Origin of the sequence: Salinibacterium sp. ZJ450 (assembly GCF_011751885.2) — a bacterium.
Lineage (GTDB): Bacteria > Actinomycetota > Actinomycetes > Actinomycetales > Microbacteriaceae > Ruicaihuangia.
Genome location: NZ_CP061771.1, coordinates 789259 through 808515, shown reverse-complemented (window position 1 = coordinate 808515; position 19257 = coordinate 789259). Strand labels below are relative to the sequence as shown.

10 protein-coding genes are annotated in these 19257 nt (G+C 69.4%); 1 reads left to right on the top strand and 9 read right to left on the bottom strand.

All coding sequences use genetic code 11. The features are described from left to right. Positions 1–182: 182 nt before the first annotated feature. Positions 183–1298 carry an alanine dehydrogenase gene (gene ald / locus HCT51_RS03880; protein ID WP_166870526.1) on the top strand — a complete coding sequence of 372 codons (1116 nt, stop codon included), beginning with the start codon at positions 183–185 and terminating at the stop codon, positions 1296–1298. Here ald and HCT51_RS03875 read toward each other — a convergent pair. The 9 genes from HCT51_RS03875 to HCT51_RS03835 all read right to left on the bottom strand — a co-directional run bounded on the left by HCT51_RS03875 (position 1295) and on the right by HCT51_RS03835 (position 19254). After that, on the bottom strand, positions 1295–4276 hold the full coding sequence (locus HCT51_RS03875) for an FtsK/SpoIIIE domain-containing protein (protein WP_166870524.1): 2982 nt from the start codon (positions 4274–4276) through the stop codon (positions 1295–1297). The genes ald and HCT51_RS03875 overlap by 4 nt on opposite strands. Before the next feature lie 125 nt (positions 4277–4401). Next, on the bottom strand, positions 4402–5523 hold the full coding sequence (locus HCT51_RS03870) for a zinc-ribbon domain-containing protein (RefSeq protein ID WP_166870522.1): 1122 nt from the start codon (positions 5521–5523) through the stop codon (positions 4402–4404). A gap of 28 nt (positions 5524–5551) precedes the next feature. Beyond that, positions 5552–7882: a transglutaminase domain-containing protein gene (locus HCT51_RS03865; protein ID WP_166870520.1), complete on the bottom strand. Its 2331-nt coding sequence runs from the start codon at positions 7880–7882 to the stop codon at positions 5552–5554. Further along, complete coding sequence (locus HCT51_RS03860; protein ID WP_224760649.1) at positions 7882–9303, bottom strand: DUF58 domain-containing protein; 1422 nt, start codon at positions 9301–9303, stop codon at positions 7882–7884. Before HCT51_RS03860 ends, HCT51_RS03865 begins: the two co-directional genes overlap by 1 nt. Continuing rightward, positions 9300–10265: an AAA family ATPase gene (locus HCT51_RS03855; protein WP_166871314.1), complete on the bottom strand. Its 966-nt coding sequence runs from the start codon at positions 10263–10265 to the stop codon at positions 9300–9302. The genes HCT51_RS03860 and HCT51_RS03855 overlap by 4 nt, the downstream gene beginning before the upstream one ends. 17 nt (positions 10266–10282) lie before the next feature. After that, positions 10283–16174, bottom strand: a complete 5892-nt coding sequence (locus HCT51_RS03850; RefSeq protein ID WP_166870518.1) for an Ig-like domain-containing protein — start codon at positions 16172–16174, stop codon at positions 10283–10285. A gap of 13 nt (positions 16175–16187) precedes the next feature. Next, a complete protein-coding gene (locus HCT51_RS03845) occupies positions 16188–17603 on the bottom strand; it encodes a serine/threonine-protein kinase (protein ID WP_166870516.1) in 1416 nt (471 codons plus the stop codon). Between the two features lie 111 nt (positions 17604–17714). Beyond that, positions 17715–18551: a PP2C family protein-serine/threonine phosphatase gene (locus HCT51_RS03840; protein WP_166870513.1), complete on the bottom strand. Its 837-nt coding sequence runs from the start codon at positions 18549–18551 to the stop codon at positions 17715–17717. A gap of 43 nt (positions 18552–18594) precedes the next feature. Further along, entirely contained in the window at positions 18595–19254 is a 660-nt protein-coding gene (locus tag HCT51_RS03835) for an FHA domain-containing protein (protein WP_166870511.1), read from the bottom strand. Between the last annotated feature and the right edge of the window lie 3 nt (positions 19255–19257).

Genomic DNA, 19257 nt, shown 5'->3' with positions numbered 1-19257 from the left:
CTGCCACACCGACGCCCGGAACAGAACAGGAAATCGGAGAAAAACCTCCCTCTGAAACACGAATGTGACGAAATCAGCACGTTGACGCAGGTTTATGCTGCGGAATCCTTACCACCGCCTATTACGCTGGCAGAGCGAGGGCAGTGTGGCCCGTCGCGCACACGTGAGGCGTGGGGAGAGTCATGAGAGTCGCCGTTCCGAGCGAGATCAAGAACAACGAATTTCGGGTGGCGATCACCCCCGCGGGCGTGCACGACCTGGTCGCGCACGGGCACGAGGTGTTCGTGCAGGCTGGCGCGGGTGCCGGTTCATCGATCAACGATGATGACTACCGCCACTCTGGAGCGACGATCACTCCGGATGCCGCCAGCTCCTGGCAGATCGCCGAACTGCTGCTGAAGGTGAAGGAACCGATCGAGAGCGAATACCGCTACTTCCGCGATGATCTGGTGTTGTTCGCGTACCTGCACCTGGCCGCGGAACCCCGGCTCACCGACGCTCTGATCGAGAGCCGGATGACGGCGATCGCCTACGAGACCGTGCAGCTGCCGTCGCGGGCGCTGCCGTTGCTGGCTCCGATGAGCGAGGTCGCCGGGCGGCTCTCGGTGATCGTCGGCGCGAACGCCATGCTGAAGCCGAACGGCGGGCCGGGGCTACTACTGCCCGGTGTGCCCGGCACCTACCCGTCCCGGGTGGTGGTGCTCGGCGGCGGCGTCGCCGGAACCAACGCGACCGCGCTGGCGGTGGGCCTCGGCGCCGACGTGACCGTGCTCGACACCAATCTTCAGCGGCTGCGCGAACTCGACGCCCAGTACGCCGGCCGCATCCGCACCGTCGCCTCGAACGGCTATGAGATCGAGCGCGCCGTGCTGGCCGCCGATCTGGTGATCGGGTCGGTGCTGGTGCCGGGCGCGAAGGCACCGAAGCTGGTGACGAACGACATGGTGTCCCGCATGAAGCCGGGCAGCGTGCTGGTCGACATCGCGGTGGACCAGGGCGGTTGCTTCGAGGACTCGCATCCCACCACGCACGCGGATCCCACCTTCACGGTGCACAACTCGCTGTTCTACTGTGTCGCGAATATGCCGGGCGCCGTTCCGCACACCTCGACGTTCGCGCTCACCAACGCGACGATGCCCTACGTGCGCGCCGTGGCCAGCAACGGGTGGCGACAGGCCATGGCCGCCGACGAGTCACTGGCCCACGGGCTCAACATCCACGGCGGTCACGTGGTGAACGAGCCGGTGGCCAGCGCGCTCGGGTTGACCCACTTCGCGCTCGACGACGTGCTGGTCTAGCTTGAGCTGACGTCCGCTGGTCCGCGCAGGCGGATCCGACAGGGCGGCGCGCCTGCCTCTACCAGCCAGGTGGTGCGGGTGCCGGCCTCGAACGGCGGCGGGAGTGCCCGGTCGCGCGTGAGTTGACGATAGTCCGCCGCGGTGCACCCGTCGACGATCAAGTCGGCGCCTGCGCGGAGTGCGCCGAGGGCGCCCCACCAGGATTGCCAGGCGTCCGGGTCTGCCACCAGAATGCGGTGACGCTCCCCCACCGCCACGCTCAGCTGCCGCGGGTCGCCGGAGCCCGCTCCGAGCTCGATCACCGTGTGATCACTGCCACCAAGGGCGGCGGCGCATTCCGCCGGGCGGTCGGCGGCCACGACGTAGTCGCGGTCACGCCGCGGCTCGAACGCGGGACGCCCGGCGGCCGGGTCGCCCGGCACCACCGGCACGCCCGCCACCACCGGCACCACCTGCACTCCCGCCACGCCCCGCACGCCTTGCACCACCAGCGGCTGGTGCTCCGACAGCCGCTGCGGCAGGTGCGCCACCTGCACCCGGTCACCGCGCCAGTGGCCGCCGCCCGGGGGCAGGTTCGGCAGGAAGGATGCCGCGTCGCCTCCGGCCAGCAGGTGCTCGTGGCGGTCGGGCAGCCGCAGGGTGACACGCGCCTCGAACAACGGCAGCAGCACCTGCAGTGCCGGGGTCGCCCGCTGCGCGGTGATCACCAGCTGCACGCCCGCGGTGTCGCGGGCGACGTGGGTGAGCATCTCGATGAACCGGTGCCGGTAGTCGTCGTCAAGCTTGGCGCAGACACTGTCGAGGTCGTCGAGCAGCAGCAGGCGCGGACCCACGACCTCACGCCGGAGCACCGCCTCGACGGCATCCCAGACCGCTTCGACTCCGGCGCCCACCCGCACCGCGGACGGATCCGCGGCCAGCACCGAGAGCAACGTCGACTTTCCGGAGCGGCGTCCACCGATCACCATCAGGTGTCCGTGCTCCTGCGGGTGGTAGACGGCTGCCTGCTGCCGTTGTTCGTGTGGAAGGTCGGTCAGCCCGAACGGGATGCCGGGTCCCGCGTGCTGCAGGTCGGCGAGCGGGATGAGCGCCGGCAGCGGGTCGCACCACGGCCGACGCGGCGCCCGTCCCGACGGAGTGTCGGCGATCGCCCGCTCGAGATCGGATGTCGCGGCCTTCGCCAACTGCACAAGCCGGGGAGGTCCCCCGGCGCTGAACACCGCTCGTCCCGCCGGATGCGTCGGAAGTTCCGCGGCATCCGGTACATCGACCACCGCGATGCTGTCCGCCCGGTTGTTGACCCGCAACGAGATGCGCACCGCGGCGTTGGCCAGCACCCCGTCGCGGACGACGCCGCCCGGCCGTTGCGTGCACAGCACAAGGTGCACGCCGAGCGAACGACCGCGGGCGGCAATGTCGCCGAATACGGTGGCGAGCTCCGGGAATTCGGCGATCATGGCGGCGTACTCGTCGACCACGATGACCAGGCGGGGGAACGCCGGGCGCCGCCCGGCGTCGTCGATCGAGCGCCGCCCGAGCCTGGCCAGTTCGCGCTCCCGGTGCCGCAGTTCCGCGCGCAGGCTGTCGAGCGCCCGGGCCGCCTCGCCGCCGTCGAGGTCGGTGATCACGCCGACGCAGTGCGGCAGGGCAGCCAGCGGGCGGAACGTGGCGCCACCCTTGAAATCGATCAGCAGGAACGTCACCGTCTCGGGAGTCCGTCCCGTCGCCATCGACAGGATCCAGCTGGTCAGCAGCTCGCTCTTGCCGCTGCCGGTCATGCCCGCGACCAGGGCGTGCGGCCCATCAGCGACCAAATCGACCCAGACGATGCCGTCGGCGTCCCGGCCGATCGGGCAGGCGAGTGTGGCGAGCGACAAGCTCGCCGGGGACACGCTCTGCGGGCCCGCGGTCACCGGGGAGGCACCGGCCGCGCCGACCGCGTCAGCCAGTAGCGGCGCCAGCTCAACCATCGCCGGCAGGCTGGCGCGCTGCCCGTCGATGGTGCCAGGAGCGGCACCTGCGCCAGCCAACCTGGCCAACCGCTCGGCCCAGGCTTCCGCCTCCCACGCGGTGACACCTCGCACCCGGATCGGGCCGGGCGCTGCGTCATCCGGAGATTCGCCGAGCACGCCGAGCGCGCCGGCCCCGACACGCAGCACCACCGCGCAGTCGCCCGGCACCAGGTCGGCGGATACCGCGACGCTGACTGCGAGGATCGACTCGCCAGATCCGCGGCGCACCGCCCGCAACTCTCCGGCGGCACCGTCCGGCGCGGTGGAGTGCGGCAGCCGGCTTGCCCAGCGCCACACGGCCGGGTCGTAGCGCCAGTGCACCGCAGCGGGCGGCAGCGCATGGGCGAGCTGCACCGCGAGTGACCGGGCGATCGGGTGCGCGATGCCGGGCGGACCGACGACGCCGATACCTGCCCGCGCGTCGACGACAACCGGTGCATCATCGAGCCGGAGGGCCTGCTCCTGCAGCAGCCGGAGGGCGCGCGCCACTGTCTCGTCACTGACGGTGGGCGCCCGGTCGACCCGCAGCGCGCTGGGCTGCACGCCCAAACCCAGCACCACCGCGACGGCATCACCGGGTACGGCGACCCAGCGGGTGGGGTCACGAGCGGGGCAGGCCAACGCCCCGGCGAGCCCAAGGTGACGGCGCTGCAGAGCCGCCCGTTCCCGGTCATGTTCGACGCCGATCGCATCGGCGGTGCGATGGCAGTCGTCGTCGAAGCGGCGCCGCTCCGTCCGCCGATGTCGCCGCGACTGCACCGCCCCGTCGCCCAGGCTCGCCACGGCGACCACCGGCCCGAGCATGGCGAACAGCAGCACGAACGGGGTCTCGGTCACCGCCCAGATTCCGAGCGACACCAGCACCGGCGCCACGGTGGCGAGCACAGGGAACGGCCGGGTCGGCACCGGTGCCGGCGGGCTGGGCAGGCTGACGCTCGGCGGCGGGTCAAACGCGCGAGCTGACATGCCGATAGCTCAGCACGAACCGGGCCGTCGCAGACCGCTGTTCAGCCGCGGAGTGGATGCCGCCGCCCGCGCGCGGAGGGGACGTCAGCTGAAGGTAATCAGCTAAGGACGCCAGCTGAATGTCGTCAGCTGATGATCAGGAACTGCTCGCCGATGTCGACTCGAGTGCCGCGGGTCACCCGGTACCGCTTGCCGGGCTCGCAGCGGCGCGGTGCGGTGCCGGGTTCGCGCACGACCGAGCCGTTGCCGGAGAACCGGTCGGTAACCCAGAACACGCCCGATTCCTGCCCGAACTCGAGGTGGGTCTTCGACACCGACTTGCCGGGATCGAAGATCGGAACGATGTGATCGAAGTACTCGCCGGGTTGAGTCTGCGGGTTGCGGCCGAGCAGTCCCGATCCGGTCACCGTCAGGTTCTCGCCGGTGCTGAACTGCAGCACGAACGGGTCGCCGCCGTGAGTGCGGCGCACGATCCGGGTGGCTTCGATGTCCTCCACTGCGGCCACGCGCGGCGACAGCACCGGGGTGAGGGGCTCGGTGGGCGGCTGCGCCAGGTCGTCCGGGCGCGGAAGGCTCGCCAGTTCCACCGGGTCGATCCGCGCCGTGTCGGAGTGCATCGCCTGGTGCACAGGGTTGACCGGTGTGGCTGGAGCCGGTGGCGCAACAGGAGCCGGTGCTGCAACCGATGCCGGCGGTGCGACCGCTGCCGGTGGTGCAACGAGCACCTCTGGCGCGGCGACCGGCGGCACGACCAGCGGCTGTGGCGCGACCGGTGGCTGCTTCGGCCGGGAATCGGTGAACCACGGTATCGAATCCGAGTCGATCAGCTCCGGCGTCGGCTGGGCCGCAGGCGTGGCCGCAGGCGTGGCCGCAGGCGTGGCCGCAGGCGTGGCCGCAGGCTCGTGCCAGCTGCGAGGCGCCTGCGGAGCGCGGAGTGGCGGAGGTGCTGGCGGCTCCACGAAGAGGACGGGTGGTGGCTGGATCGGGACGGCCGGGGTGCGCGGTCCGGTCGTGAAGTTGTCGGTCACCGAACGGGCGACGAAACCGCACTCGCCGCAGAAGATGTCGGCGGCGGCCATCGCGGCGCCGCACTGCTCGCAGTGCAACTCGGGCGCCTGATTGCCGTCCGGCTGCGGTACGACGGATGCCGGTGGCACGATCCGATTCGGCGGCGCGACAGCGCGACCGCATTCCCCGCAGAACATCGCGCCGCGCGGCAGCTCAGTCCCGCAGTGTGTGCATGTCACGAATCGGCCTCCCCCGAGCTGAAAGCCGTCAGCGGCCCTGCCGCCTGAACAGCTTCTTGCCACTATATCTGCCGCGACTTCGGGAGGAGCCGAGGGAGCGCGCGGAGAGCAGCGCCTTCAGTCGCTGCCATCTGGTCTGTCCCCGGCCCAGAGCCGCGCGCAGGTCGTGCACCGCATGCCAGACCCGGGTGGTGTCATCGGGCGCTGGTGTACTAGGCGAGAACACCGCCCGGTCGGTGACGGCGGCCAGCACGCGGGCCTGCGCACCGCCGGCAACCGCGGCCAGTTCGCGTCGGGTCGCGGATGCCGGCAGTTGGTAGCCATGGTCGAGGAGGGCGTCCTCGAACTCCTGCCAGCCGCCTCGAATGTTCTGCACCGGATCCTTCGCCCGCTGGCGGCGCCGGCGGCGCTGCACCTTCGCGGCGACCACCAGCAGGAACGGCGACGCGATCATGGCCAGCAGAACGAGGCTCACCCCGGCGACCCGCAGCGCGGCGAACAGGAACGCCAGGAACGGGTCAGGCGGCGCGATCTCCTCGGTGCTCTGCGGCGGGGACTGCTCGTTCGGATTCTCGTCCTGCACCACCGGCGGCGGAAGCACCGACTGCGGCCGCGACACCTGGGTCGGGTCTTCCGGTTGCTGCTCCGGGATGTCGCGGTGCGCGGGTGTCGGGTCGAGGCTGACCCAGCCGAACTCGGTGGTGTGCACCTCGACCCAGGCCGCGACATCCGACCCCGTCACCTGCACGGGCTGCGCGGTTGCCCCCGGCGCGAATCCGAAGACCACCCTGGCGGGAAAGCCGATCTGCCGGGCCATCAGCGCCGCGGCCACCGCGTACTGCTCCGCGTCGCCGATCATCGGGTCGTCTGCCAGCAGTTCGGTAATGCGGTCGGCCGCATGTCCCGAGCGGCTTCTCGGCTCGTCCGCGGCGATGCCGTGGCTCACATAGCCGTCACGGGCGAGCCCGTCGAGCGCGGCCACCAGTTTCGCACCGGGCTGCTCGATGCCGCTGGTGTAGTCGTCAAGCGTGTCGGGCAGCCCATCCGGCACCGCGGCGAGCGGTGGCATGGCGGCGTCGCCGGGGATGAGGGTGGCCAGCTCCCGATCGGTGGGCTGGGTCGGGATGACGGCGGTCAACCGGTAACGCGCGCCCGCGCCGACCCCGCCGAGAACCGCGGCGGTACGACTGTTGTCGTTGTAGTAGAACGCCTCACGCAGGCCGGTTGCGTCCTGGCCGGCGAAGTCGATCGCCTCGAACGCGCCCACGGTCGGCAGCCACACGCCGTCGTAGCCGTCGATACTGACGTCGACGGTCACCGACCGGCCGTCGACCTGCGACTGGTCAACGTCGGAGGGCACCCGGGTGAACGAGCCGGAGGCGCTGTCCACTTCATCGCTGCCGACGGAGTAGACCATGCCGTCGAACGTGTCGAGGGTGGCCAGGCGGATGCGGCCGTCCTCGGGCAGCCCGCTGATCGTCATTAGCGTCTCGGCGTCCGCGCCCGGTTGCAGGTAGTTGCGGAACCCGATTAGCGGGCTGACGTAGTCGCGCGGGTCGAACGGCTGCTCGATGGTGCTGCGCAGCACGATCCGGTCGCCGCCCGGCGGAAGCGCGGTCACCGCGGACGCTGCGGCGACCGAGGCGACGCACAAGATCACACCGACGCCCACCAGCGAGCGAGCGCCGGGAAAGAGGCGGTCCCGCACCGTTTCGAGCGGTCGGCCCGCGGCATCCGGCGCCTGCTTCGCCAGCAGCCGGATGGCGCCGCGTCTGCGGTACCAGCGCCGCCACACCAGCCAGAGCAGGCAGGCGGCGAGCATGCCGAGTGTCAGCAGCCGCGGCCACCATTCGGTTTCGGTGCCAAAGGCAAGGCCGGTGAGAAACAGGAGCGCGGGCGCGATCACTCCGAGCTCACCGAACGGGGCGCGCAGCGCCACGGACAGCGCGACGATCACCGAGACGAGGATCAGCACCATCGGCGGCACCAGCAGCGATTCGTAGCTGCCGACCGGCACGGTGATGGTGAGCAGCTGCTTCCAACCGAGGAACAGCCCGGAGGCGAGGTCGGTGAGTCCTTCGACGGTGGGCAGCCAGCCGAACAGGGCGCGGTCGGGCACCGCCAGGGGCACCCCGAATGCGAGCAGTGTCAGGAGGCCGGTTGCGGCGAGCACCGGAGCCGTCAGCCTGAGGAGCGAGCCGAGGATCGCCACGGCGCTCGCCAGCAGCGTCGTCAGCACTGCCATCACAACGAAGTGCGTGCTCTGGTAGATCGGCCACCAGGCGGCGATGGCGATGGCCGTGGTCGTCCACACCATGATCGTCGAGATGATCACGAACGCTGCGCTTGGCCGGCGCATCAGGCCACCGCCCGCGACCTGGCCAGCGCCTTCTGCAGGTCTTCCAGGTAGCCGATGGTGAGCACGCTCAGTCCGGCGACGCGACGCAACCCCGGCACGGCCTCCGGGTCGCAGACGATCGCCACCACTTCCACCCCGGCCGCGAACTGGGTGGAGGCGGCGCGCAGCATCGTCGGTGTCGGCGTGGACCCAATGACCAGAAACGCCACGGAGACTCCCGGCACCTTGTCGGAGGCGACGCGGGCGAGATCCAGAATGCCGAGGGCGGTCTCGGCCCGGTCAACGACGGCGAGGTCATCGAGCAGCCGGGAGCGCTTCAGCGTGGACATGGCCTTCACTGCGAACACCTTGCGTTTCGCGAACTCCGGTGTGCGGGCGCTGGCCACCACCGCCACGTCCCGTGAGTCACGGATGGCGCGCACGCCGAGGCTCGCCGCCACGCTCACAGCCAGCTCGAACTCGTCGTCGTTGCCGTAGTCGCCGTGGGCGAGGCTGAGCGCGATGACCAGGTGACTGCGCCGGGACTCCTCGAACTGGCGCACCATGTACGTGCCGGTCTTCGCTGTCGACTTCCAGTGGATGTTGCGACGCTCGTCACCCGGCGTGTACTCGCGCAGCGCGTGGAATGAGATGTCGCTCGTGGTGAGGTCGCGGGTGGGGCTGCCCTCCAGGTCGCGGATCAGGCCGGTGCTGGTCGCGGGCAGCGGGATGGTGCGCGGGTGGATGAACAGTTCCGCGCTGCCACTGAATAGGATCTCCCTCCGCACCAGGCCCACAGGGTCGGCGCGCACGGTGCGCACCGGTCCGACGGTGACGACGCCCCGTCGCCCGGTGGGCACGACGAAGTCGTGTTCACTGGAGCCACCCTTGGGCAGGCCCGGCATGGTGAACTCGGCGAGGCCGGCACCGACCGGCACCTCAACGGTCATGCTGAGCAGTCGGCGGCGGGTGGGGTTGGCGGCTTCCACTCGGCCGATCGCGGGCTCCCCGACGGTGACCCGGTTGTGCGGCACGGTGAGCGAGATGCGATGGGCGACCCGGCCGATCAGGTACACGGCCGCCACGCCGAGCAGCACCAGCCCGGCGAAGCCGAGCACGATCAGCTCGACCCAGCCGAGCAGGTATCCGGCGATCAACGCGAACGGCGCCAGCACCGCCATGGTCCAGCCCAGCGGGGTGACCACCGCGCCGACCCGGCTGGCGATCGTGGCGAGCAATGTGCGGCTCGAGTTCAGGGCGCGCGCCAGCGCGACGACGGTGTCGGCCCAAAATCCGGTGCGATGGCCGACAATGCGGGTGCGTGCGTTGGTCAGGCCGGCGGTCGCCGTCGCGAAATCGCTGTCGAACCGCGATCGTGTCGACGAAGCGTTCGCGCTCGTCCTCGTTTTCGCCGCGCGCCCCGGGTTCAGGGCCTTCTTCACACGGCTTGCCTGTCGGTGGGCGGCGGCGTTTCGATCAGGATCTGGCTGATGATGCTTGACGCGGTCACGCCGTCGAACTCGGCTTCGGCGTCCAGCACCAGACGGTGGGCCAGCACAGGCTCGACGAGCATCTTGATGTCGTCGGGCACGACGTAGTGCCGGCCGTTCGCGGCAGCGAAGGTCTTGGCAGCGCGCACCAGGGCAAGCGCGCCGCGCACACTCGCTCCGAGGCGCACCTCGGTGGTGCTGCGGGTGGCGTCGACCAGGCGGGAGACGTAGTCGTTGATCGAGGGGTCGACGTGCACGGTGCGAGCGAGCCCCGCCATGTCGATGACCACGTCGGAGGTGACGATTTCGGGCACGGTGACGTCGTGCGCCTTGGTGCCGGCACCTTCGAGGATCCGCAGCGTTGACGCGTGGTCGGGATAGCCGATCGATGCCTTCATCAGGAACCGGTCGAGCTGTGCTTCGGGCAGCCGGTAGGTGCCGGCCTGCTCGATCGGGTTCTGAGTGGCGATCACCATGAACGGCGCGGACACCGGATGGGTCACCCCATCGACGGTGACGCGTCCCTCTTCCATCACTTCGAGCAGTGCGGCCTGGGTCTTGGGGCTTGCCCGGTTGATCTCGTCGGCGAGCACGATGTTCGCGAACACCGGTCCCCGGTGAAAATCGAACGCGCCGCTGCGCTGGTCGTAGATGCTCACTCCGGTGATGTCACCGGGCAGCAGGTCTGGCGTGAACTGAACCCGGTTGCTGGTGCCGCGCACGCTCTGCGCCATCGCCCGGGCAAACGAGGTCTTCCCGGTGCCGGGAAAGTCTTCGAGCAGCAGGTGTCCCTCGCTGAACAGGGCGACGAAACCGAGCCGGATGACGGCGGTCTTACCCAGCAGCACCTTTTCGACGTTCGCGACCAGTCGGGCGAACGTCTCAGAGAACCAGGCCGCCTGTTCCGGCGTCATCGTCGCTGAGCTTTCCCTCACGGCTGTGTCTGACACCCGAATGCCTCCATCTGCCCTGGTCCGTGACCGGGGTCGGTCCACGTGTCTGTTCCGATCGTAACGGTGGCCTTGACTTGAACCGCGATGGCACCCGGGGGAACCGCAACACTGGGTGAGAAGCCGGACCAGTTGTCGTTGCCGCCGGGGCCCGGCTGGTTGTACGAGTACTGGTACTCGATCGCGGTGGGGACGCCCGCAGGATTGACCGGAGCGATCGGAACCGGCGCGCCGCCGACCGTGCACTCCTGCATGTTCGCGCGGGTGTTCACCGGCGTCGCGGTCGCGGCGTCCGATGCCGGGCCGCAGTATGCGTCTGTGCCGTCGCGACATCCGCGGAACTCGACGCCGAGAGCGCCGCCGTACACGGCCGAGTTCTGAGCGGAGGTGAGCCAGCCGTCGCCGGGTACGTCGACCCACGCCCCACCGCCGAGCCGGTACTGGAACTTCTGGGCCGTGCCGGATGCCACGTCGAGCCCGCCGCGATCGGCGACCCGCACGTCGAACCGGCCGCTGACGCCGCGGGCTTGGACGTCGACGTCTCCGGAGGCCTGACCTGGTGCCTTCATCGACACCACCGGTGGTGTCGATGCGGCCGTGCAGTAGAAGCCGTTGTCCGCGTAGACGAGGTAGGTGTACTCGCGGCCATCGACCGCGCTGGAGTCTGTCCAGCCGGAGCCCACACCACGCACGATCTCGGCCGGCTTGCTCGACGGGGTGCAGGCGGGTGCGGCCGCCTGACCGTCGACCCGACCCACCGAGTAGGTCACCGCCCCGGCCCCGTTCGGGCTGCTGTCCCCCCAAGTGACCGTCACTGCGCCCGACCCATCGGCGGCCGTGGCGGCGGTGACGCCCGGCGCCGCCGTCGGCGCACCGACCGCGACGACGGTCGCCGCGGTGGATCGACGCCAGTCGGCTTCGGTGACCTGGGCGCCGTTCCTGGCATAGACGGTCACGTCGTAGCTGGCACCTGGCTGCAGCCCGCCGTTCGCGGTGGTGGTGAGGGTAGTGGTGTCACGGCCGACCTCGGTCGACCAGCCAAGGCCTGACCCGGTGATGGCCACCACGTATCGGTTGACGGCGCTGCCGCGCGGCGGATCGGGCACTGCCGACCAGTCGATGGTGATCGACCCTGGGGCCGACGGGTGCGGCAGCGGCCGAACGGTCACGGATGTCGGAGCGGCCGGCAGGTAGTCAGCGGCGAGAGGCACGCTCAGCTGGCTCGGCTCCGACGCCCCGATCGCGTTGTGAGCGACAACCGTGAACTGGTAGCTCTGCCCAGGGGTGAGGTCGTTCAGTGCGCACCGCAGCGCGAGTCCGCAGTCGTGCCGGTAGCTGCCGTTGCTCTGGCTGAGAACCTCGTAGCGAATGATCGGCGAGTTGTTGAACTGCGGCGCGGTCAGCTGCAGGGTGAGCAGCCCCTCCTCATAGCCGCCAGTGGCCCGACTCGGTGCCACCGGGGCGTCCGGGGCATCCTGCACCGAAATGGTGACAGCGCCCCACACATAGCGGTCTCGGTCGCCGCTGGCGTCGGCGACCTGGTACTGCAGGCTGGCGTCGATCGGCAAGGCGGCGTCGGAGACGGTCACGGTCAGCCGGGAGTTGTCCGCGCTCGGGGTCACCGAGACGCCGGCCGGCAGGGTCCCGCCGCTGATGCCGCGGATCGCCACCACGCGCAGCGGCTCGCCGGGGAACGGGTTGGTGGCCTGATCGTTGGCGAGCACGTCGATGGTGGTGGTCTGTCCCCGCTTGGTGATCTGGAAGTCGGCGGCGGGACTTGCCAGCGGCCGCGTCGACGGCACCACGCGCAGTTGGATCCGACCGGCCGTGCCCGCCGTGGTGGTGTCGCGCACGCCCACGGTGACCGCCGCCGTGGTGCCCTTCGGGGTGGCTTCATCGACGCGCACGGTCAGGCGCTGCCCGTCGAGCGCGAACTCGAAGCCGGCCGGCAGGGTGCCCTGCAGCTCGTAGCGCAGTTCGTCGTAGTCGTCGGGGTACGGGTAGTTCGTCAGCCGCAGCAGGTCGAACTCGCGTTCGGTCCCCGGCTCGAACTCCACGGTGGCGCCAGCGAACGCCGGCGGCTGATTCTCGCGCGGGGTCACCGTGATCGGCAGCGCCAGGATGGCGGTGCGTCCGTCCGGGTCACTCGCCGAACTGCCGTCGGTGACTTCGAAGGTGATCGACGCGGGACCGAAATACAGATCAGCCGAGCTGAACTGCAGCGTCGACGGGTCGATGACGAGGTTCGATCCGTCGGAGTTGGTCGCCCGCACGGTGCTCGAGTCGGTCAGCCGCACCTGGCGGCCTCCGACGGCAACCACGTAGTCGTTCAGGTTGATCCGCAGGGTCTCCTCGCTGACCACGGTCAACGGGTCCGCGCTGCGGTCGATCTGCGGCAGCGCATCATCGAATCCGGGAACCCAGATGAACGCATATGCGCGGATACTGTCGTCATCCGGATGGGACACCGCGAACGGGATGATCTGGCTGTCGTTCGTGATGGTGACGGTGATCGACTTCCGCGAGTTGACCGTCGCGGTATCCCGATATCCGCTCATCACCGTCAGGCCGAGCTCGCGGGTGTTGCCGTCGGCGAAGAACACGTTGCCGAGCACGTTGACGTCGATGCTCTCCCGGTCGAGCACGTCGCTCAGGCTCACCACGCTGTCCCGGGCGATCGGGTACGCCAGCGGCGCCGTGTCCGAGACGACCACGGTCACGAAGTTCGAGCTGCTCCCTCCGAACGCGTTCTCGATCGTGTACACCAGGCCGTACCGGCCGGGCACGGCGGGAGGGGTGACCACAACGAACTGCTCGTCCACGATCTCGGCGGTAACGTCCGGGTCGGCGGTTTCCACCGCGGTCACGGTGAGGGCGCTGCCGTCCGGGTCGGAGTCGTTGGCGAGCACCTGCACCGAGACGCTCCGTCCCGGTCGCGCGGCCACCTCGTCTTCCACGGCGATGGGGTTGCGGGTGCCGACGCGTTGGGTGATGCCCACCCGCACCGTGCCGGTGGCGCGGGCACCCAACCCGTCGACGACGGTGTAGTCGAAGCTGTCTGTGCCGGCGGAGTAGTCGCCCGCCTCGTAGACGAAGTAGTCAGGACCGGATTCAAGAACGGAGCCCTTGGCCGGGTTGCCCTCCTGCCCGAGCAGCTGCACGGAGTCGCCATCCGGGTCGATTCCGCCGAGGGGGATGTCGATCCGCACTGCTTCGCCGGCCAGCACCCGCGCGGTCACGGCCTTCGGCACCGGCGGGTTGTTGGTGGCGATGTCGTCTTCCTTGACAGTCAGCGTCAGTTGCGCCTGCGCGCTCTGCCCGCCGGGCCCGGTGATCTCGTACACCGCCGTGTAGACGCCGGGACTGGATGGCGCCAGGTAGCGCAGCACGTTGCCGGCGGCGAACAGCAGACCTCCGCCGGACGGCACGTCGCGGGTGAGCGCGGGGTTCAGGGTGAGCTCTTCGCCATCCGGATGCAGGTCGTTGCTGAGCACCGGAATGTCGATCGCGTCGCCGACGCGCACGTTCACTGCGTCGTCGTTGGCGATCGGCGGCTGCAACTGGGCGGGTCGGGGTATCTCCACCACGGTGACCACGCCGTCGGCCTCCGCTAACCCGTTGCTGACCCGATAATTGAAGATCACGCTGCCCGATTCCAGCGGCGCCGTCAGCGTCACCCTGATCGAACGCTGTTCCAGAACCTCGGCGCGTACGCCGGAGTCCGCTGGCACGTTCATCACATCGGTGACCACGAGCACCCCGCCGGCCGGATCGATGTCGGTCGCGGCAACGTCCACGGTCTCCTGGCTGAGGGTCTTCACGAAGACCACCTTCGGCACCGTGATCGGTGTGGTATTCGCGTCAGCGGGCGGCGCGACGTCCACGCGCACCTGGCCGGTGACCGACTGCCCGTCATCGGCGACCACGTATTCCAGGTAGTGGGTCCTGACCTGCTCGCTGACGAAGGTGAAGCTGCCGGTCTCGTAGCTGGGCGTGATGGTGGCGCCGGTCTTCTCCGGAACGCCGTTCAAGCGCACCGGGCCGTTGCCGCCGCGCACGTGCGCCAGCGGCGAGATGGTGATCTCCTGCCCGGCGTAGGCGAGCACGACGAAGGTCTCGGCGATGATCGGCACCGATCCCGCCGGGTACACGGTGACCGTGAGCGATCCCACCCCCTGCGCGGTGCCGTCGGTGACCGCTAGCGACACCGTGCGCACGTCGCCGCTGCCGCCGCCCTCGGTGAACACCACGGTGCCGTCCGGCTCGAAGTTGGTGGTGTCTGGTTCATCGACGCTGGCCGCGGTCAGGTAGAACACGTCGCCGTCTGGGTCGACCCAGTCGCTCAGCACCTCGGTCGACTGCCTGCCGCCCTGTTGCACGGTGGACTTGGTGGCGCGGGCCTGCACCGGTGCCGAGTTCTCGTCGGCACCGCGCACCGTGACGGCGACGCTGGCCCTGGCCTCGCCGCCGCGGCCGTCGGTGATGGTGTACTCGAAGGTGAACTGCCCGCTCGCTCCCGGATCCAGCGTCAGCTGCAGTTGCTGGCGTTGGTTGATGAAGTCGATGCGGCCGCTGGTTTCGTTCGCGGCGCTGATCTCACTGATCACCAGCACGTCACCGTTGGCGTCGTAGTCGTTCAGAAGCACGGGCAACACGGTGGTGCGTCCGGGGCGAGCGCCGAGCTCGTCGTTCACGGCGACCGGCGGAACCTGGGTCTTCTCCAGTTCCGGCGGGGTGTCTTCGTCGTTCTCCTCGACGGTTTCCTGGCTCTGTTCGGTCTCGATCAGCTCAGCCCAGTTGTTGATGAGCTCGCCGTCCCGCTGCACCGCCCAGCTGGCTCCTGCCGCGCTCTCGTTCAGCACCACCCGCTTGCCGTTGCGGGCGAAGGCCAGCTCCCCGGTGCCGGGCATCCCGGCGAGGCTGAGGGTGTCTGCCGTCTGCGTGCCGCAATGCCGCCAAGCCTGCCCTCCGGTCCAGGCGGCGAACTCGCAGCCCTCGACCACGGTCGGCCGGGCGGGGGTTCCGGCCTGACCGTCGAGCACTACCTCGGCGTCGGTAGCGTCGAATGGCACACGCACCAGGCCTGCGCCGTGGGCGACCAGCACGGCGTCGCCGTCCAGACTGGGCAGCTGCAGTCGACGCTCTCCCTCGGTGATCCCGCTCAGGTCGACGACTCCGCCAACGGTCTCGAGCTGCTCGGCCGCGACATCCAGCACCACCCAACGCCCGCCTACCGAGGTGACCGCATACTCGCCGGTGTCGTCGCCGATGCTGGTGCGCACCGTGGATCGCACCACGTCGCTCTGCGCCGCGGGTACCTGGTAGACGGTGCGGGTGTCCGGCGAGAACACCGTCAGCAGGCCGTTGCCGTCCACGCTTGACACGGAGTCCACGCCGAGGCTCAGCTGCGGCTCGCTTTCCGGGTCGTATGACGCGATGTCTGCGACCGGCAAGATCCAGATCTCGCCGGTGCCCTGGGCGTGGATCACCGCGCGCTCCCCGGCCAGGAACACGGCCGGGTTCTCCGGGGGCAGCGGCACGCTCTCCACCGGCTGTGAGGTGGCGGGGTCGATCACATCCAGCTTGCTGTTGCCGTGATCGATCATCAGCACGGTGGCGCCGTCCTGCACCACCGTAAGCTCCGCACCTGTCGCCTCGACCACGGTATTGAGCGCGAGCACCTCGGTACTCACCCGGCCGACGACCTGCTCCGCACCGTTCGGCACCCACACCGACCCATCAGACAGCTCGAGTTTCTGCGCGGTGTACCCGCTGGAGACGATCGCGACGGCCGCCACCAGGGCCGCGATCAGCCCCCCGCTCGCGGCGGTGGCGACGCCGGTTTTCCGTGCTGCGAGCCAGGCCCGGATCATGAGCTCCGCGCCGTCACTCAGCCGCCTCGACGCACTTCTGGGCCGACGACGGCCCGGTCTTGCCTTCCCGGTTCACGGTGACGGTGATGCAGACGCTTTCGCCGGGCTGCGCGTCGACGGTGAAGGTCGTGGACTGCTGGGATGCCGAGACCTCATTACCGACACGCACGTCGTAGCTGTCGGTGGCGGCTAGTCCAGGGTCGGTCCAGCTGAAGCGCACCACTCCCCCAGATTCCTCACCCGCGATGTTCGAGACGACGGGGATGTCGGATGAGTTCGCCCGGATGAGCATCATGGTTGCGGTCGCGCCCAGGGCGATCACCAGCACGGCGCTCACCACCAGCACCCAGGAGAACACCTGCATGCCGCGGCTGTGTCCGGCCGAGGCGGTGCCGGTTGAGCGCTGCCCGTGGGAGTCGCGCACCACGGTGCCCACCGCCTGATAGTCCTGCTCGACGGCAGCCCGGCGACGACGGCGCTTGGCGGAGGTCACCGCGCCGGTCACGCCGCGGATGCGGGTGCGGTCTTCCAGGTCGGCAACGGTGGCAAGCGCCCAGTCGTCCATCGCCACTTCAATCGCCGTCTGCGGCACGCCCAACTCCGACTCGACGGCCTGCAGTTCGCGCACCAGTTCCAGCACGCTGGACGGGCGGTTTTCGGGCTTCCGCGACATCCCGCGCTGCAGCGCCTGTTCCAGGCTGGCCGGGACATCCGCCCGTCCGATCGACTGCGGCTTGCCGCGGGTGATCCGGTTGATCAGGTCGGCCGAGGTGTTCGACCCGCCCGGCACCTCGAACGGCGAGCGTCCGGCCAGCAGGGAGTACACGGTCGCCGCGAGCGAGAACACTTCGCTCTCCACGCTGCCCGCCGATTCGTCAAGCAGCACCTCCGGCGCCGACCAGGGAATGCTCAGGCCGATGACGCCCTCGCCGGTCGACTGGGACAGGGTGGCGGCGATTCCGAAGTCGGAGAGCACCGGATGCCCGTACGCGGTGGTGAGGATGTTCGACGGCTTGACGTCGCGGTGCAGCACGCCGGCGCGGTGCGCGGTTTCCAGGGCGCTGCCGATCTTGACGGCGATGCGCAGGACTTCCGGCACCGGGATCGGTTGACGGCGGTACCGGTCGCTCAGCACGGACGAGCACAGCTCCATCACCAGGTACGGACGCCCGTCAGAGGAGACGCTCGCCTGGTACACGGTGAGGATCGACGGATGCGAGGACAGTTGCGCCATCAGGTTGGCTTCGGCCTGAAACATCTGCCGCCCGTTGTCGTTGACGGCGTCGCTCAGCATCACCTTCACTGCGACCTGTCGGCGCGGCATGTGCTGCTCGTAGAGGAACACATCGGCGAACCCACCGGAGCCGAGCACGTGCAGGTGCATGAATCCCGGCAACACGGGAGGCTGGGACGGCAGCCTGCGCGTCATACAATCCCCCCTTGCCCCGCCAGAGCGAACCCCACCATTGTAGGCAGCTGTCCGCGCCCAGACCGGGGCATGCCCCCGAACGGGGGGCGTGTCGATGTGGTTTGGTGCCTCTTAGTTGCGGCGCGGCGCGGTGTCTTCGATGTCCTCGTCGAACTCGCGGTCATCCGGCGCCTCGAGCACATCGACGATGACCACGGTGACGTTGTCGCGTCCGCCGGCTTTCAACGCCGCGTCGACCAGGGAGTTGGCGGTGTCCAGCGATGACGCACCGGCGGCCAGCATCCCGGTCAGATCTTCGGCGCCCACCTCCTTGGTGAGCCCGTCCGAGCAGATCAGCACGCGCTGGCCGGTGCGGATCGGCACCATCCAAAAGTCCGGCTGTGGCGTGGCGCCGAAGCCGATGGCGCGGGTGATCACGTTGCTGTCGGGGTGGGACTCGGCGTCGGCAGCGCTGAGAATGCCGGCATCCACCATCTCCTGCACCACGGAGTGGTCGATCGTGACCTGCGTCAGCCGGCCGTCTTCGAACAGGTAGGTTCGGCTGTCACCGACGTTGAACAGGGCGAAGCATGGGTCGATACCGCGCAGGGCCAGGGCCGCCCCGGTCACCGTCGTTCCGACGCCGAGCATGCTGGTATCGGTGACCTTCTCGATGTCTGCGGTTGCGTTAACCAGGGCCTCGGTGATCTGGTCGGGGGTGAGAAAGTGCGAAACGGCGACGTCGGCGAGACGCGAGACGACGGCGTCGCTCGCGAGGTCCCCTGAGGAGTGCCCGCCCATGCCGTCAGCCACCGCGAAGATCGGCGCCTGGGCGATCGAGCTGTCTTCGTTGATGCTGCGGCGCAGGCCGATGTCTGTCGCGCTTGCCCAGGACAGGCGGATGCGCGCGCCCTCCCGCCCCGGAATATCCAAGGCGAAGTCGGCGATGTCATGGCCGATTTGTGTCACGGCGCCTTCCTGCGGGGGTCGTTGGGTTCGTCACTCGGCGAGCTCATGCGAGGACCTCAATACTGTTGCCATCACCGATGTTCACCACGGCGCCGGAGGTGAGCACCATTGACTCACCCTGACGCAGTTTACGCGGGTGCGATCCCGGCACCGTGACAATCGTGCCGTTTGTCGAGCGTAAATCGGTGACGACGATGGACCTGCCGTCCACGCGCAGCTGAATATGCGTGCTCGATACCTGCTTCGACGGGGACGGGACGGTGATCAGTTGCGGGGGCGCGGCGTCGTAGATGCGGGGCGTGCTCGGTCGGCGTCCGATGAACGCGGGAACGCTGAGATCGTACTCCGTCGGATCGCCCACAATACGGAACCGGTAGCGCGGCCTGGTCGCCGGGGGGCCGCTTGGCGGCTCGGTCGTCGCGGGTTGCCGCTCACCGGCTGGGACGTTCGAACGCACCACCGTGTCGGCGATCAGCACGGTATCGGCGAGCGCGGCGGCCTGCGGATCGTCGCCCCAACTGGCGCCGCGCCGGGCTCGGCCGGCAGGCTGCCCGATGATGGTGTCGTCGATGTCGGGGTCCACAACCTTCGAACCTACACCGCTAGCCACCAGACGACCCACCGCCAGTCCCGTGGCAACCATCGTTTTCAGTGGCCAACGGGTCGCTAAGGTTCGGATTCGCTTGTGAATGACCTTCTTCACTGA

What these genes read in the sequence shown, in the direction of transcription:
- HCT51_RS03875 (WP_166870524.1), bottom strand. Translation starts at nt 4,276, where the DNA reads ATGTCAGCTCGCGCGTTTGACCCGCCGCCGAGCGTCAGCCTGCCCAGC.
- HCT51_RS03850 (WP_166870518.1), bottom strand. Translation starts at nt 16,174, where the DNA reads ATGATCCGGGCCTGGCTCGCAGCACGGAAAACCGGCGTCGCCACCGCC.
- HCT51_RS03845 (WP_166870516.1), bottom strand. Translation starts at nt 17,603, where the DNA reads ATGACGCGCAGGCTGCCGTCCCAGCCTCCCGTGTTGCCGGGATTCATG.
- HCT51_RS03865 (WP_166870520.1), bottom strand. Translation starts at nt 7,882, where the DNA reads ATGCGCCGGCCAAGCGCAGCGTTCGTGATCATCTCGACGATCATGGTG.
- HCT51_RS03855 (WP_166871314.1), bottom strand. Translation starts at nt 10,265, where the DNA reads ATGACGCCGGAACAGGCGGCCTGGTTCTCTGAGACGTTCGCCCGACTG.
- ald (WP_166870526.1), top strand. Translation starts at nt 183, where the DNA reads ATGAGAGTCGCCGTTCCGAGCGAGATCAAGAACAACGAATTTCGGGTG.